Source organism: Streptomyces sp. NPDC050211 (assembly GCF_040656035.1).
In the GTDB taxonomy this organism is placed as follows: Bacteria; Actinomycetota; Actinomycetes; order Streptomycetales; family Streptomycetaceae; genus Streptomyces.
Map to the genome: position 1 here is coordinate 257,388 of NZ_JBFALC010000001.1, position 15,402 is coordinate 272,789.

Consider the following 15,402-nt stretch of genomic DNA (forward strand, 5'->3'; position numbering starts at 1 on the left):
CCCGAGGATCTCCAAGGTCCCGCTGCTGGAGACAGCCCTGCGGATGGACCTGGCCTACGTCGGCGCCATGGGCTCCCGGCGCAGCGTCGAACAGCGCAAGGCGTCGCTGCGGGCCGCGGGGCTGCCGGACGGCCCACTGGCGCGGCTCAACTCCCCCGTGGGGCTCGACCTCGGCGGCGCCGACCCGGCGGAGACGGCGGTGTCCATCGCCGCCGAGATACTCCTGCTTCGCCATGGGCGTCCCGGCCTCCGCCTGTCCGAAACCACTGGCGCGCTCCACCTGGAGACGGCACCGGCGGTGTCCTCGCTCTCCCTACAGTTACCGATATCGGAAACCTGTTAACGTTGGAAACATGGACGCGAAGAACAACCGGGACCGGATCATCGAGGCGGCCGCCGCCCTGCTCACCGAGGGCGGCCGGGACGCCGTGTCGACCCGTGCGGTCAGCGCGGCGGCCGGCGTGCAGGCGCCGACGATCTACCGCATCTTCGGGGACAAGCAAGGCCTGCTGGACGCCGTCGCGAGCCACGGCTTCGCGACCTACCTGCGCAGCAAGACCGCCAACCGGCCGACCGACGACCCGGTGGCGGACCTGCGCCGCGGATGGGATCTCCACATCGGCTTCGGCCTCGCCAACCCCGCGTTCTACGCGCTGATCTACGGCGACCAGCGGCCGGGCACCGAGCCCCCGGCCGCGCGTGAGGCAGCCGTCATCCTGGCCGGCATGGTCCGCCGCATCGCCGAGGCGGGGCGCCTGCGGATGAGCGAAGACCGCGCCGCCTTCCTCATCCACTCCACCGGCCGCGGCGTGACCCTCACCCTGATCTCCCAGCCCGAGAACGAACGCGACGTGTCCCTGTCGACCATCGCCCGGGAGTCGGTCATCGCCACCGTCACCACCGACCCCCCGCAACACGTACTCCCGAACGGCGGCCCGGTCGGCCACGCGATCGCACTACGCGCCGCCCTGCCGCAAACCAGTGCCCTGACGGACGCCGAAGGCGCCCTGCTCACCGAGTGGCTGGACCGCATCGCCACCACCGGCTGAACGGTCAGTCGTCCTGCCGCGACTGCTCGTCGCCCTTACGGGCCTTGGCCCGCTGCTCGCTGGTGTAGTTGATGTAGTTGTAGACGGTGAACCGGCTGACGCCGAGCGCACCCGCCACGGTCTCGACACCGTGCCGTACGGAGAAGGCGCCGCGCGCCTCCAGTATCCGTACGACCTCCTGCTTGGCCTTGCGGTCCAGGTCGGCCAGCGGTTTGCCCTGCTTGCGCTCCATGGAGGCCAGGATGTGATCGAGGGAGTCGGCCAGCTGCGGCAGCCGTACGGCGACGACGTCGGCGCCCTCCCAGGAGAGCACGACGTCGTCGGGGCCGGCCTCGTCGGGCGGGAGCATCATGCCGCCCATGGCGTCGACCAGTGGCTTCACGGCCGTGATGAAGGGCTCGTCCTCACTCACCGCTCGCCTCCCCGATCACGTTGACCTGGAGCGAGACCCGGGTGGCGCCCGACTCCAAGGTCTTGCGCAGCAGCGCGTCCATGGCGGTGAGCACGGCATCCGCGGGGCCCTCCGCCGTATTGCCGAACGGCCCCACGTCCACCGCGTCCAGTTCCGCGGCCTCGATGACCTCGCGGGCCACCAGCGCGTGCGCGGGTACCTCGTCCAGGTCGAAGGGCTCGGTCGTGAACTCCACTCTCAATCGCATTGTGCCCCCAGATTACGCCTCTGACCTGCACGTTTACCCAGATCGCCCACCGCGGGCACATCAGGGCGCAACGGGGACACATCAGACGACCGCTGCACAGCCGCGATGCACCCCAGGCCAATCAATTTCACGGGGACGGAGCCGCTGCGTCCGCCCGGGGCGACCCTAACCGACCACGGCCCCCCTCCTCCCTCCATGTGGCCAGGCCGCCCGCGCTGCGCCATGGCGGGCTTGAGCACGACCTGCGGCGCAGCGCCGAGCGGCGCCCGTCCCTGGTCGGGCAGGCGCCGCTGGGTGGCTTTGTCGTGAGGGCGGGTCTATCCGGCCATGGTCGGGACGTACGGGGACAGGGCCGGAGCGAGTTGTACTCCGGGGGCCAGGCCGAGGGCGGTGAGGGCGTCGGGCAGACCGCGTCCGACGCGTGCCGCCTCCATGGTGCCCGGGACGGCCAGCTGGCGGCAGCTGGCGGCGATGATCTCGAACAGGTGCCGCACCCGGCCGGCTCCGCGCGGCAGCAGTTGGCCGTGGAAGTCCTCGTGATGGGCGAGCACCAGGGCAGCGAGACCGACGACGTGGGCCGAGGCCGTGCCGGTGCCGTCGAGGGCCGTGTATCCCCCCTGCGGGGAGCAGGACAGAACGGCCACCCCCGGAGCGGCCGCGTCGACCCCGGGGCCGTAGCAGCTGAACGGTGCGGCGAACAGTCCTTCCGGCGTCAGCTGCGGCCCCACATGGGTGGCCTGGGAGGTGTCCGGCGGGAAGGACCCGAAGACTCCGAGCGCACCCACGGTGAACACGGTGGGCAGCGAGCCGGGGAAGCAGACCGGTCCGCCCGAGTCGCCCGCCGGCGCGACGCAGGCGATGCCGGCGGCCACCGCGTCGGCCAGTTTGCGGGAGGCCAGCGCCGACGGGTACGGCGTCGCGACGGCGATGTGCGCGATGTCGACCTCGCGTTCGATGCAGTGGTCCAGGGCGGCGATCAGGTCGCTGAAGCAGCCGCCGGGCAGCACCTGACAGACCTCGATCTCGGCGTCGACCGCGGTGCCGATGACCCCCTTGTCGGTGTCCGCCCCGGCGATGACGCCCGCCGCGTGGGTACCGGTGCCCACTGGGTCGTAGGCCCAGCCCTCCTCCGTGCCGCCGACGAGATCGATCCCGGAGCGCACCCGCTGCTTCAGGTCGGGATGCTCGGTGGCGACGCCCGAACCGATGACCCCGACCTTGATCCCGAAGGCGCGGAACGTGGGAGGCAGCCGGTCCAGCCGCATGGCCTGCTGGCCCCAGCCGTACCCCTGTCGCTCATCGAGCCCTGAGTACACCTTGTCCAGTGGCGTGAGGGTGACCAGGTTCTCCTCGGCCGGCGACAGGTCCGGACGGGTGATCCAGCGGTCGGTGTAACCGCCCACGGGCCGGACGTACAGGGACTGAATGGACCGTACGGTCTCCGTGGGCAGCGTGACGGTGACCGTTCCGTCGGCCGCGGTGACGCCCTGGCCGGGCCATGACGACCCGATCAGGAACACGCCCGCGCCGGCCAGCGGTTCTCCCTCCGGGCCGGTGACGCGCAGTGAGATCTCCAGCGGTTGCGCCAGTGGAGTGACCAGCCCCGGATCGCGCAAGGGGATGCCCGCGGCCGGCGCAGCGGCGGGGCCGGCCGCGGACAGCGGCAGGTCCGGTTCGATGTGTACGTGCAGCGTCCGCATCCCGGGCAGTTGGGCCTCGGGTGCCTCCACGACCGCGATTTCCGGGCAGGAGGGGGGCAGCCCCGCCGACTGGAGCTTCTCCGACGGGCGGAGCCTTCGGGTCACCTTGACCTCGGGCATCCGCTCCAGTTGGTCACACACCGCGTCCATGCTGAGTTCGGGCACTCCTGGTGGGAGCAGATGCAGCGGCAGCGGCGTCACCATGTACCGCTCCCGGCGCGGCTGCACCGGGAGCGGTGCCTTCGCGCCCTTCGCGCGCGGCTGCGCTCGCTTGCCCTCGGGTTCGTTCCCGCCCCCGCCGCCGCCCTCGGCTCCGCTCGCACGGCTGGTTCTGCGGCTGGTTGCGGGCCTGTCCTTGACCATCACGTCCACCTTCACCACGTCTGTGTCGTACCTGCGTACTGGTGCTTCTGATCCGGCGACGGGGCGGCTGACGCCTGCACGCTGATGCGGTGTGCCCGGTAGCAGTCCGGGCACACCGCATCACGCCGCCCTCAGGTCAGCCGATACCGAACGGCTGACCCATCTGGCCGAAGCCGAAGCCCGGCTGCTGGTACTGCTGGCCGAACGGCGGCTGCCCGTAAGGCTGTTGACCGAACGGCTGCTGGCCGAACCCGAACCCACCGCCCCACTGCTGCTGGCCCTGCATACCCTGCTGGCCCTGGATGCCCTGCTGGCTCGGCTGGCTCTGCTGGAGCAGCGACACGATCGTGTTCGGCAGCGCCTGCTGCACGGACTGCTCCACGGCGTGGCGGACGGCCCCGGCCAGCGAGCGATGCAGCGCGAGAGCCAGGTACGGGTGCGCCTGCTGAGCCAGGTCCGGCCGCTGCTGCAGCTGCTGCTGGATCTGCTGGATCTGCTGGAACGTCTGCTGCACCTGCTGCGCGACCTGCTGAGCCGTCTGCTGGCACGCCTGCTGGATGGTCTGCTGGACCATCTGCGCGATCTGCTGCGGGCTGGCCTGCTGGCCGGTCTGCTGCAGAGGTTGAGGTGCGGTCATCACCGACATGAATGCTCCGTTCGAGCGTCAACGTGAAAGCCAACCCAGAAATTGTGTCGGCTTTGTCACATAAAGTGACGACTCGAAACTAAATCGGCACCCGCCCGGCCGCAATCGGAGCCCTTACTCGGAATCCTCTTCCCGGACCGGGTAGGTCTTGGTCCAGGTGGCTCCGCAGCGGCAGGAGGAGTGCTCCACGAGCAGCTCACCGTTCTCGGTAACGCCGAGACCACGGTTGATGCGGACGTGCACATGCTCAGACATGGGCGGACATCTTCCTTCCCGCCAGCCCGCCAGCCCGCCAGCCCGCCGACCAGACGGCAGGCTGAACGCCCCCATCCTCCGCAGGCATGCAAGAAGGTGTGTAGGCACCACGTCACAGCGGTAGTGCCAGCCGGGCGTCCCTCGTAGCGTTCAGGACTTCATGGATGCCATGGCAGCCTGAAACGCCTTCATGCAAGGCAGACAATGCTTGTCTGCTCTCTCCCGCCCGCCGGGCTCCTCACGCTTCTCCACCCCGCACAGCGTCAGATCCTTGTCAGCCGTCAGCACATGCCACATCGGTTCCCCCGAGGCGTCTGTGCCGCACCACATCTCGTGCATCGTCATCTCCTCCGCGGGAATGGAGATCCGCTCCCATATGAACACGGCCGCGCCGGCCCAACGCCTTGCGACGGCCATACGGGTGACACCGGTGACGGGGAGGCGGAGGCACTCAGGGGTACGCGTCGCGCCGGCGAGTCGACGGCTCACTGAAGGGAGGCGAGCCAATTTAGGATGACCGTGCCGCGTGAGCAGCACCGCGCCGACCGGCCTGGCGCACCACCCCTGGAAGCGGACGCCCACGAGCAGCCCGCGCAGGAGAGCCCGGCCGCCTCAGGCGAACGCTGAGCCACACTCGCCGCAGCGGGCGGACCGCTCCGCCGGCGTGTGCGGTCAGGCGTATGCCGTCGCCGGGCGCCCGCTCGCGGCGAACGTCTTCCAGAGCTGCGTGAACAGCCGTACGAGGGCGGCCTCGAGCAGGGCGACCGCGACCTGGGTCAGGATCGTGGTGAAGATGTGCGGCATGGTGAGCCGCCTTTCATGATCAGTGTGCGTCGTGCTGGGAACGACTCCTTTGTCCAGCCCGATGTCATCCGAGAGGCCGCACACGGGTGACCTGCGGGTGAACATTCGCCAGCGCACCGGCGGCGCGCCGCGCCGCGGCGGGCAGCAGGACCGACCCCGCCGCCGAGGTCAGCGCGATCGTCCAGCCCGCGGGGCCCAGGGGCCGGTTGCCGAAGAAGTGGCTGAGCCCCGGAACGGTCACCACCACGCCCAGCACGACCAGGGACCCGACGGCGGCCGCGGCGACCACCCGATCACGGCCCGCGTCCTGCAACGTCTGGAGCAGCTGGGAGGAGACCAGGGCTGCCAGGGCGACGGTGTCGGCGTGTGCGCGGGTGCCGGTCGCACGGGCCAGGACCCAGGCGACGGTGGCGGCGGCCGCGGTGACGGCGGCGCGTAGCTGGAGGTGGCGGGTCAGGGCCTTGCCGAGCGAGGCTTCGGGGCCCTCCGCGAGCAGCCGCTCGGCGTGGTCGGCGGGGGGCCGGGCGGCGATGGCCATGGCGGGCAGCATGTCGGTGAGCAGGTTGACCAGCAGCAGCTGGCGTGCGTTCAGCGCACTGCGTCCGGTGAGCAGGGTGGTCGCCAGGACGAAGGCGATCTCGCCCAGGTTGCCGCCGAGCAGGATGCCCAGCGCCTTGCGCACCGAGGCCCACATGGACCGGCCCTCGACGAACGCGTCGACGATCGTCTCGATGCGGTCGTCGGTGACCACCACGTCGGCGGCCGAGCGGGCCGCCGGAGTGGCCCGCGAGCCGAGGGCGATGCCGACGTCGGCGATGCGAATGGCGGGCGCGTCGTTGGCGCCGTCGCCGGTGACGGCGACGACCCGCCCGGCCGAGCGCAGCGCGGTGACGATCCGGACCTTGTGCGCCGGGGTGACCCGGGCGAAGACCGTGATGTCCGGCAGCGTCCGGGCGAGCGCGGCGTCGTCCAGAGCGTCCAGCTCCGTCCCGGTCATCAGCCGCGGCTCCTCCTCGGGCCGTAGCTCCCTGGCGATCGCGGCGGCGGTGCTGGGATGGTCCCCGGTGAGCATGACGATGCGCACCCCGGCCCGGGACAGCCGGTCCACGCTCTCGGCTGCGGTGGCCCGCACCGGGTCGGCAAGGCCCAGCAGGCCCAGCAGACACAGCCCGTCGACGCTCTCGTCGTCGAGTTCCGGCGTGGCACCGGGCTCCTGCGCGGGAGCGACCCGCTCGGCGACCGCGAGGACCCTCAGTCCGCGCCGGGCCAGCCGGTCGATCTCCGCCTCGATCCCCGCCTGCTGCCGTTCGGCGAACGGCTCGGTGGTCTCACCCCGCCGGACGAAGTCGCAGCGGGCCAGCACGACTTCCGGGGCGCCCTTGACGACGACCCGCGCCTCGGCGCCGCCCTGTCCCAGCATGGCGTGGTAGCCGCGTCCCGGCTCGAACGGCATCTCCGCCAGCTGCTCCCAGGTGTCCGAGCCGAGCCCGGCCGCCCGGACGGGGGCGGCACCGAGCAGCTCGGCCCCGGCGGCGATGGCCCGGTCGGTGGGATGGGCGAGCGACGCGGCCGGCCCCGGCGGACCCGCGAGCGCCGCCGTAGCCAGGACCCGCCGTAGCACCGGGGTGAGCCGGTCGGGCGAACGACGCTCTGTGCCGTCGGAGACCTGCTGCAGACTGATCCGGCCCTCGGTGAGCGTCCCCGTCTTGTCGAAGCACAGCACGTCGGTACGGCCCAGCGCCTCGATGGTGGAGGCGCTGCGGACGAGAGTGTCGCGGGTCGACAGCCGGCGAGCCGCGGCCAGCTCCGCGACCGTGGCGATGAACGGCAGCCCCTCAGGCACGGCCGCGACGCACAGGCTGACCGCGGACCCCAGCGCGGCGCCCAGCGGCCGCCGGCGCAGCAGGTCGATGGCGAACAGGACGGCACCCGCCGTGACGGACAACGGCAGGAACCACCGGCCCAGCGCCTTCAGCCGCCGCTCGACACCGCTCTCCGGCGGCCCGCCCTCGGTGACCGCGTCCGCCGCACTGCCCGCCTCGGTGGCCGCCCCTGTGGCGACGACCACGGCCAGCGCCTCACCGGCCGCCACTGTCGTCCCCTGATAGAGCATGGACGTCCGGTCCGCGACCGCCCGGGCCGCGGTCGGCGCGGCGGTCTTCACCACAGGCAGCGACTCACCGGTCAGGCTGGACTCGTCGACCTCCACGCCCTGCGCCCGCACCACCCGGCAGTCCGCCGGAACCGCGTCCCCGGCCCGCAGCTCGATCACATCGCCGCGCACCAGATGCTCGCCCGCCGCCCAGGCCGCCTCGTACCGGTCGGGGCGGCGTACCCGCACCCGTGCCGAGGTGGCCTCGACCAGCCGTTCCGCCTCCCGCTCGGCCTTCTGCTGCTGTACGCCGCCGACCAGCGCATCCACCCCGAGCACCCCGCCGATGAGCACAGCGTCCAGCACCGAGCCGAGCGCCGCCGAGACGCCGCCGCCGACCGCGAGGATGGGGGTGAGCGGATTGGCCAGCTCCTCCGCGACCCGGCCGACCAGGGTGACGGCACCGTCGTGCCCGTCATGGCCCGCGAGTTGCCGGCGCCGGACGGCCTCGGCCTCGTCCAGCCCCCGGGACGACGAACCGAGCCGGGTCATCACCTGACGCACCGTCATGGCATGCCAGGGCGTACGCCCGACGGCCGCCGGAACCGAACGCCCGTGCAACCGCCACCCCGACCAGAAACCCGCCGCGATCCCGGCGATGGTCACCGCGTCGGTCACCAAGCGGGCCCGCAGCCAGGCTCGCGGGCGGGGCACCAGCAGCGCCAGGGCCGAGCCCGCCACGGCGCCGCCGACCTCCAGCCGGGAGCACAGCCGGCTGATCCGCCGGGCCTCCGGCAGGGCCGTCAGCAACAGGTGGACGACATCGGGCGGGGCGGCGACATCGGCGTCCCACGGCACATGCCGGGCCCCGGGGATCACTCCGATGCCCAGGTCCGCCCGGACCAGGGCGCGACGGGGCCGGGCCGAGACCACGGCGACACCATGGCCGTCCGACTGGAGGGAGCGGACCAGGGCGGCCGTGCGCCGATGCCCGGTGGGCGCGGCCGCGGGAAGCCCGAACCGGCGGTGCAGCCCCCGCGGGCCGCCCACGAGCCGCACCCGGCCGCACTCCCGTGCCGCGCGCACCAAGTGGTGGGCGAGCGGATGCAGTTGGGGTACCAGGGCGGCCACGGCCACCGGCCTGCCCTCCCGCAGGACGAGCATGACCTGCGCGCCCTCCTCGACCCACTGCCGTGCCGCTGCCGCCGTCTCGGCGGGTACGACGGCACGGTCCGCGGATCTCTCCGGGGAGCCGTCACGGGCGGCACCCGGCTCGGTGTCCGCGAGGCTGAACGGCCGCAGCTCCCAGGCTCCCTGACGCCGCGTCCGCAGGGTGCCGGCGCCGCGCCCGGTCCGCCGCCTGGCCGGTCCATCCGACTCGATCAACTCGTGGATCCGCGCGTGCAGTTCGTCATCGTCCGGACCCAACTCCGGGGGATCCCCACCGTCTTGAGGGCCGCCGCCGTCCGGCCCGGGGGCGCCGGGCGGCGTCAGACGCGCCACGCCCTCGACCGTCCAGCCGCCGTCGGCCAGCACCCGGGCGTCGAGAACCACAGTGTCGATGCGGTCCAGGTGGCGCAACGCGTCCGGACGCAGCGTCAGCGCCCCGCGTTCGGAGACGGCCCGGGCCACCACCGACGAGAACGACTCCCGGCCGAACTGAGGGCCGCGCGGCGTCCCCGCGATCAACAGCGCCAGCCCCCGGTCATGGCTGAGCGTGCCGATCGCCGCCAGCCCGTACGCCGCGAGGGATGCCGGAGCCGCCACATTGGCGTACCGGTCGCCCGGCCCCGGCGGCAGCGGGGCGGGCCGCTCGTACCCGGGCAGCGCGTCGTGACGGTACGTCCCCTCGTGCACAGCCAGCCGCCGCGACCAGTCCCCCCACGCCCTGCGGCGGGCCTGCGCCTCCGCGTACCGGGCCCAGGCCACGGCAGCGGCCACCGTGGCGCCCAGCGGCCGGAACGTCAGCGTCGTCACCACGAGGTTCGCCACCGCGAAGCCCCGCTCCGTGGCCGTCTCACCGAACCGGCGGGCGATGCCCTCACGCAGCGGCGGCGCGGACTCCACCAGCTGCAGCGCCGAGAGCACCACCGGCGGCAGGCCCCGAAGCCGCAACGCGTCGCCCACCGACGCCACCCCCACCCCCACCAGACCCGCGCCGAGCCGGACGGCCGCCCCGATCCACGTCTCCGCCGCCCCTGGAAAGCCGACCGAGGGCCGCGACCGGCCGGCGTCCCCGGAGCGGCGGGCACGCCCACTTCCCTCGCCTTCCGGCTCCTCGGCGGCGTCAGCGGCGGCGACGAGGCCAGCGACACGCTCGAGGTCGGTCTCCGGCCCACACCCGACGTACACGCAGCCCAGCGTGCCGTTCACCTCCGCACGGCTCACCCCCCGCACATCGCGCAGGGCGGCCTCCAGTCCGCGTGCCGTGTGCGCCCGCCCGGGCTGCCCCACCCGCCGGACCTCGATCTGCACACCCCCGGGGGTCTGCCACAGCCGCGGAGTGCGGGGCCGCAGCAAGGGCCCGACGAAGGGCAGCCCCGCCGGTACGGCGGTCAGCCGCCCCACGCCGGAGCGAACGGCGGAGGAAACGGACGACAGCGTCGAGGGCAGGACGGACGTGGGCAGCACCAACCCGGAAAGCACGGAGGACAGCACGGGCCAGATCACGGCGCCTCCACCATCGGGCGACACGGGCGTGAGCGCGCCCCACAGCTCACACGACTCCCATCAGTATGTGCACGCCCCTGCCCCACCGTCCTGCTGAGCAGCCAGGTACTGATCAGGCGGTGATCTGGGCCTCGGCGGCGGAGATGATCTCCTGGCGCTGCCTATGGCGCTGTTCGTACTCCCGCACCTGACGGGCTTCGCCGGAGGGGGCGTTCTGGAGTCGCGCGGTGATCTCACTCGGGTCCATGGCGTCGTAGCGGGCCCACGGCTCGGCCTCGCGCAGTTGCTCGATGGCTTCCAGCACGCCCTTCCGGTAGGCATGCTCGCGCTCGTAGACCTCGATCACCGTCAGATCCGCCTGGGACAGCGTGCGCAGCCGTTGCCGGATCTGATCCGTGCTGAGCTGGCTGAACCCGGTGATCGGCAGGTCCTCCTCCCGCTTGACCGCTCCCAGGAACTCCTCGCTCATCGGACCGGGCCGGGGCGTCTCCCTCCGCACGCCTTCGGCCACACCCCTCGCCTGTCGGCCGCCGCGCTGCACGAGGTCACGGGCTTGGTTGACGGCGGTCCATATCGTCTGGGCCGCGCTGTCGGCCAGGCCGGCGCTTCGGTCCGCGCTGGGGCGTGAGCCGTTGGTGGACGCCGCTACGGCGCGGGCGTGTTCGGCGAGACTGCTCTCCAGTGCGTGGAGGAGGTCCTCATCCTGGCGGCGCAGCGAGCCGAGCAGATCAGCGGTCGGCTGGTCATCGACATGTTCCGCGAGAACTTCACCGGCGCGGGAGGCCGCCAGTGCCCGAGCCGCGGTGGCGTATTCGTCCTCCGCGTTTCTCAGCTGCTGCCGCGCGTCGGCCGGCCCGCCGCCGGGCAGGACACTCCTCACGACCGCCGTCCCGATCGTGAACGGCAGCATCGCCGTACGCACCGCACCGAAGGCGACGGACCGGGTCAGACCGGCCGCAGTGCCGATCACGCCGCGAGGCTGCAGTTCGCGCACCTGGTGTCGGATGCGTTGAACGCTGTACTGAACCTCGACGGTCTGGTTCTCCAGCATCTGCCGGTGCGGGCCCGGCGGTGTGACCCTCGCATCCGCCCGGAACCGGTCGAGGACCGCGGTATGTGCCTGGCGGGCATCCTCCAATGCCGGTATCAGTTCTTCCGTCGCAGCTGCCATGAGGTGCTCCCTGAGCGAAGGAGTGGGGCGGCAGTTCGCCGCACACGACAAGCGGCTGCCGCACCACCCCCATCACTGGGCAACCGGCACCATCCTGCGGGACCCACGTCATGATCGCCCGGTGAGACGGGAGCGGGAGTGCCATGCCCCACCGAGCCAACGTGCTTGCGAACCAGTGTGGTCAACCGGGCTCGCTCCGTTCTGCGTCGGCGCCGTACGGCACGCGACGCGTTGCAGCGTCTGACCCGTCGGCAGCGCGAGGTCTTGGTGCTGCGCTACTGGTCAGACCTCACCGAAGCGCAGATCGCCGACACCCTCGGTATCTCCGCGGGACGGTCAAGTCAACCGCCAGCCGGGCTCTGGACGCTCTCGGCAGACAACTGGAGGAGATACCTCGATGACCGACCATCCCTCTCAGCCGAGCTCTTGTCCTTCCCTCCGCCGGCACATTGCCGAGATCCGGCGATTAGCCGCAGCCGGATCCGCCACGAGGCGATCGAACACCGAGTGCGCGAGGCTCTCGCCGCCCGGGCCAACACCGTGGGCTGGGGACACCTGCTTCCCCGCCACCACGACCGGACAATGACCAGCCAGAATTTCCTTGCGCTGGCTGCTGATCGGTCATCGCGACGCGCGCGCCACCGGGGGCGTCGCGAACCTCCTCCGTCACCACAATGGCGAACTGGGCAATTTGCTATAGCAGTGACCTGAGCGGCTTCAGGGTGCGATGCCCACGCCGGCGATGCGGCTCCACACGTGTTCCTGCGCGGCGGACATGGCGGGCCAGCGGAGGCCGCCGGGCCGGGGACGGACCTTCGTGGCGAACGGCGCGGGGCGGAACGCCGGATCGTGGAAGCAGCCACCTCCGTAGGTGGTGTCGAACGCGCCGCACGAACGCGCGATCGAACTGGGGGTGGGCTTCCGGCCGGTGCGCGCCCATGTGTCCAGAGCCGCCAGGGAGTTGGCGTACTCGGCGTTGCTGAGCGTGCTGTGCTCGCTCTCCCTCGTAAAGGTCTGGACGAGGTTCTTGCTTCGGTCGGCGGCCTGGACCGTGGCGCGATAGGCCGCCTCGTGCTCGACGAAGACCTGGGGGTCGTCGATCGCGTGCAGCGTGAGGACCGGGAGTGCGATCCGTCCGGTCAGGTCGCTGTCGTAGGAGAGGTCGCGGCGTGCGGTGGGGTCGGCCGAGAAGCGCGCCACGCCGGTGTTGAGTGCCTTGTCGTCGCGCGAACCGTCGTAGCGAACCCCACGGTTGCTGAACGGGTTACGGCCGTCGAGCCGGTTGGCCACGATGTCCTGGACGAGGAAGGCCGCGTACTGCATGTTCGTGGCCAGTGAGTGTTCCGGGATGCGGGTGACGGCCAGGATGTCGTCGAGGTCACGCTGCTGCTCCGGGGTCCGGTCCGCCGGGTCGGAGTCGATGCCGGTGCACTCCTGGAGTCGGCCGTGGACGTCGTCGGGTGTCATCGTGGAGTCCGCGGGCAGCCCTTGCCACAGCGGGTACTGCGGCTCGGTGGGACGGGGCAGGTTGCGGCAGTAGTACTGGTAGACCATCCGCAGGTCCACGCGCGTGTCGTAGCCGCGCGAGCCACCGGCCAGGAAGCCGTTGGTCAGCAGGACACCGTCGTAGGTACCGCCCTTCCCGCCGTGGGTCTCGGCGACCTTGGCGGCGACATTGCCGCCCCAGGACTGACCATGGAGGTAGGTGCGGTCGGGGCGGCCGAAGTGGTGGACGAACAGGCGGCGTATGTTCTCCGTGTCGGCGGCGGCCATCCTGACTCCGTAGCCGCCGCGCCAGTAGGAGGAGCCCACCCAGGCATAGCCCTCGTCGACCATGACCGCCCAGCGCTCCAGGTCCTCGGTGGTGGTGGACTCGTCGTAGGAGAAGTCAGGACCGCCGTGGGCGTGGACGACGAGGGAGCCGTTCCAGTGTTTCGGGACAGCCATCGTGTAGTACGCGCCGTTGGCGTCCCGGCCGGTGTAGCAGCGGGCCTTCCCCTCCAGGCCGGCCGGACAGGTGGCGGCAGCGGGCTGCGCGGTGTCGGCCGGGGCGGCGGGCGCAGTGCCGAGCGTGCCCACGGCCGCGGCCGCGAGCAGTGCCGTCAGCGTTGCCGAACGGCGTCCGCGGGACCGCGGACGGGCACCGGACGCGGGCACGGCAGGTGTGTTCAAGGAACTGCTCCTTCAGGTGGGGCGGTGTCAGGTGGTGGGCACGGGCAGAACCGCCAGCGGCACATGGTGCTGACCGGAGTGGACGTCACGGTCGCGCAGCGACGCCTGGCTGACGGGACGCGGGAAAGAGATCTTCACGACGTTCAGGGACGGGATGCGGAACATCTGCACGTCGGTCTCGTCGAGTCCGTAGAGCCGGGCGACCGTGGCCTCGTTGAGGAACGTCTCGTCGGCGGCGATGCGATAGCCGTCCGCGTCACGCATGAACAGTTCCATGGTGACCCAGAAGGGCCCGGCGTTCTTGGACCGGACCTCGTACGCCAGGTCGCCCAGGGTGGTGGGGGCGGTCTCAGCCATGGAGGGAGGTCTCCTCTGTCTCGGTGCGGAACATCTCGGTGCGGAACATGTCGGTGGGGGTGGTGGTGTCGACGACGTGGTTGAGCACGAACTCGTAGGCGGGACCGCGTTCGACCTCGGCCGGTGAGGTGGCGAACGCCAGGCTCGGCAGGTAATCCATGTCGACCGTCGGCAGGTGAAGCATCAAGGGGTTGGCGATCTTCGCGACGGCGGTGGCGGTGCTCTGGTCCGGCGCGTTGACGAGGAGCATGACTCCCACCTCGCGAGGCGAACCCGCTGCCGGATCGAGATCCCCGAGAACGGCGTTGTGGCCGTACAGGCGCAGGTCGAAGGCGTACTTGTCCTCGCTCAGGCCTATCGTCTGCTCCACCCGCTGCCTGATCATCGTGCGCATGAGCTCGGCCCAGTCGTCGATGTTCGCGAGGATGTGCGGATCCCGGATCGCGCTGAACGACATCGTCTCGTAGCCGGTGATCCGGGCGCCTTCGAGCTTGATGGTGTGCTGGTCGGCGACATGGAACCGCGAACCCTCGACCCGCACTGTGCGGTCGTCCAGGGCGGTGTAGACGGACTCGCGGACGTCCAGGGTGCCGTCCGGCTCGCGCATCTCGAACGGGTTCACCGTCTCGTAGAGCATGTGGGCGGCGACCAGGATCGGTGTGCAGGCGACCGTCGGATCGAGCGGCTCGATGGTGAAGCCGTCGGCGTCGACGGTGGCCAGCACCCCACCCGCGCGCGGGTCGCTGGTGCACTGCCCACCGCATTCGATGATCTTGGCAGCGTGCCAAGTCGGCCCGGCCGGCATCCCCTTCATCAGCGGATAGGCGGCGGCGATGGCGGTGTCAGTGGCGCGACCGGCGAGCACGACCTGGGCACCGGCCTCGAGCGCGGCGACGATCGGCTCGTGCCCCATCGCGCCCACGATGTGCGTGCAGCTTCGCAGCGTCTCCGGCTCCAGTTCGCCCAGCGGAGGCAGGGCATGGATCCGGCCCTCGTCCAGGCGCTCCAGGAGCGCGTCGGCGTTCTGCTCGCTGTAGATGCGGGCCACGCGAAGATCGAGGCCCTCGGCCGCCAGGACGTCGGCGACGATACCGGCGACCCAGTCGACACCGGAGTCGGTGCCGCTGGTGCCGCACGAGCCCACGATCAGCGGTATTCCGGCACCTACCGCGGCCTTGAGCAGCATGCGCAGGTCACGGGCGACCGCCGCGCGGGTGGTCTTGGGCTGCGACGCGCCGAGATAGTGGGGACCGGAGTCGGTGCTGCCCCCGTCGACGGAGATGACGTCGGCGCCGAGCGCCAGACCGCGCTCGATCGTGGCTTCGGGGAAGCCGGCTCCGAGCATGCCGGTCGGTGCCAGGACCTTGACCTGGTCAACCCGTTCGTTTTCCATGTTCCTCTTCCGTTCCTCTTCCTTGTCGGTGCCGGGCATGTGGCGGGTTCCTTGTCGCTGCCCGGCAGGTG

Annotated in this window: 14 protein-coding genes and 1 pseudogene; 3 read left to right on the plus strand and 12 right to left on the minus strand. The window is 71.6% G+C overall.

The window, feature by feature from the left end; translation table 11 throughout:
- Positions 1-25 precede the first annotated feature (25 nt).
- Positions 26-343, plus strand: a complete 318-nt coding sequence (locus tag AB0I98_RS01120) for an XdhC family protein (RefSeq protein WP_362933761.1) — start codon at positions 26-28, stop codon at positions 341-343.
- 10 nt (positions 344-353) lie between these two features.
- Positions 354-1,049, plus strand: coding sequence for a TetR/AcrR family transcriptional regulator (locus AB0I98_RS01125; protein ID WP_362933369.1), 696 nt, complete (start codon positions 354-356; stop codon positions 1,047-1,049).
- A 4-nt stretch (positions 1,050-1,053) separates the two neighbouring features.
- Here the strand turns inward: AB0I98_RS01125 and AB0I98_RS01130 are convergent, their stop codons facing one another.
- From AB0I98_RS01130 to AB0I98_RS01170, 9 genes are all read right to left on the minus strand, one after another.
- Complete coding sequence (locus AB0I98_RS01130) at positions 1,054-1,410, minus strand: helix-turn-helix domain-containing protein (protein ID WP_362933764.1); 357 nt, start codon at positions 1,408-1,410, stop codon at positions 1,054-1,056.
- Between the two features lie 43 nt (positions 1,411-1,453).
- Positions 1,454-1,708 (minus strand): hypothetical protein, encoded by a 255-nt coding sequence (locus tag AB0I98_RS01135; protein ID WP_362933372.1) that lies wholly within the window; start codon positions 1,706-1,708, stop codon positions 1,454-1,456.
- A 317-nt stretch (positions 1,709-2,025) separates the two neighbouring features.
- Positions 2,026-3,789 (minus strand): S8 family serine peptidase, encoded by a 1,764-nt coding sequence (locus tag AB0I98_RS01140; RefSeq protein ID WP_362933375.1) that lies wholly within the window; start codon positions 3,787-3,789, stop codon positions 2,026-2,028.
- A gap of 118 nt (positions 3,790-3,907) precedes the next feature.
- Positions 3,908-4,417: a hypothetical protein gene (locus AB0I98_RS01145; RefSeq protein WP_362933378.1), complete on the minus strand. Its 510-nt coding sequence runs from the start codon at positions 4,415-4,417 to the stop codon at positions 3,908-3,910.
- 114 nt (positions 4,418-4,531) lie between these two features.
- Positions 4,532-4,672: a hypothetical protein gene (locus tag AB0I98_RS01150; protein ID WP_362933381.1), complete on the minus strand. Its 141-nt coding sequence runs from the start codon at positions 4,670-4,672 to the stop codon at positions 4,532-4,534.
- A gap of 150 nt (positions 4,673-4,822) precedes the next feature.
- Entirely contained in the window at positions 4,823-5,089 is a 267-nt protein-coding gene (locus AB0I98_RS01155; RefSeq protein WP_362933383.1) for a hypothetical protein, read from the minus strand.
- 255 nt (positions 5,090-5,344) lie between these two features.
- Entirely contained in the window at positions 5,345-5,476 is a 132-nt protein-coding gene (locus AB0I98_RS01160) for a hypothetical protein (protein ID WP_362933386.1), read from the minus strand.
- Between the two features lie 64 nt (positions 5,477-5,540).
- Positions 5,541-10,238: a cation-translocating P-type ATPase gene (locus tag AB0I98_RS01165; RefSeq protein WP_362933389.1), complete on the minus strand. Its 4,698-nt coding sequence runs from the start codon at positions 10,236-10,238 to the stop codon at positions 5,541-5,543.
- Positions 10,239-10,350: 112 nt separating this feature from the next.
- Positions 10,351-11,409, minus strand: coding sequence for a hypothetical protein (locus tag AB0I98_RS01170; RefSeq protein ID WP_362933392.1), 1,059 nt, complete (start codon positions 11,407-11,409; stop codon positions 10,351-10,353).
- Between the two features lie 165 nt (positions 11,410-11,574).
- Here AB0I98_RS01170 and AB0I98_RS01175 point away from each other — a divergent pair.
- Positions 11,575-11,810, plus strand: a pseudogene (locus AB0I98_RS01175) (sigma-70 family RNA polymerase sigma factor); the annotation flags it as partial.
- A gap of 316 nt (positions 11,811-12,126) precedes the next feature.
- Here the strand turns inward: AB0I98_RS01175 and AB0I98_RS01180 are convergent.
- The 3 genes from AB0I98_RS01180 to AB0I98_RS01190 are packed head-to-tail and all read right to left on the minus strand — an operon-like array spanning position 12,127 to position 15,370.
- Positions 12,127-13,581 carry a DUF6351 family protein gene (locus AB0I98_RS01180; protein WP_362933395.1) on the minus strand — a complete coding sequence of 485 codons (1,455 nt, stop codon included), beginning with the start codon at positions 13,579-13,581 and terminating at the stop codon, positions 12,127-12,129.
- 27 nt (positions 13,582-13,608) lie between these two features.
- Positions 13,609-13,938 (minus strand): DUF4387 domain-containing protein, encoded by a 330-nt coding sequence (locus AB0I98_RS01185; protein ID WP_328353742.1) that lies wholly within the window; start codon positions 13,936-13,938, stop codon positions 13,609-13,611.
- Positions 13,931-15,370, minus strand: coding sequence for an acyclic terpene utilization AtuA family protein (locus AB0I98_RS01190; RefSeq protein ID WP_362933398.1), 1,440 nt, complete (start codon positions 15,368-15,370; stop codon positions 13,931-13,933). Before AB0I98_RS01190 ends, AB0I98_RS01185 begins: the two co-directional genes overlap by 8 nt.
- Positions 15,371-15,402: the final 32 nt, after the last annotated feature.

Coding starts and splice junctions, on each gene's coding strand:
- AB0I98_RS01125 (WP_362933369.1), top strand. CDS start 354: ATGGACGCGAAGAACAACCGGGACCGGATCATCGAGGCGGCCGCCGCC.
- AB0I98_RS01130 (WP_362933764.1), bottom strand. CDS start 1,410: ATGGGCGGCATGATGCTCCCGCCCGACGAGGCCGGCCCCGACGACGTC.
- AB0I98_RS01135 (WP_362933372.1), bottom strand. CDS start 1,708: ATGCGATTGAGAGTGGAGTTCACGACCGAGCCCTTCGACCTGGACGAG.
- AB0I98_RS01145 (WP_362933378.1), bottom strand. CDS start 4,417: ATGTCGGTGATGACCGCACCTCAACCTCTGCAGCAGACCGGCCAGCAG.
- AB0I98_RS01150 (WP_362933381.1), bottom strand. CDS start 4,672: ATGTCTGAGCATGTGCACGTCCGCATCAACCGTGGTCTCGGCGTTACC.
- AB0I98_RS01155 (WP_362933383.1), bottom strand. CDS start 5,089: ATGGCCGTCGCAAGGCGTTGGGCCGGCGCGGCCGTGTTCATATGGGAG.
- AB0I98_RS01160 (WP_362933386.1), bottom strand. CDS start 5,476: ATGCCGCACATCTTCACCACGATCCTGACCCAGGTCGCGGTCGCCCTG.
- AB0I98_RS01170 (WP_362933392.1), bottom strand. CDS start 11,409: ATGGCAGCTGCGACGGAAGAACTGATACCGGCATTGGAGGATGCCCGC.
- AB0I98_RS01185 (WP_328353742.1), bottom strand. CDS start 13,938: ATGGCTGAGACCGCCCCCACCACCCTGGGCGACCTGGCGTACGAGGTC.
- AB0I98_RS01190 (WP_362933398.1), bottom strand. CDS start 15,370: ATGCCCGGCACCGACAAGGAAGAGGAACGGAAGAGGAACATGGAAAAC.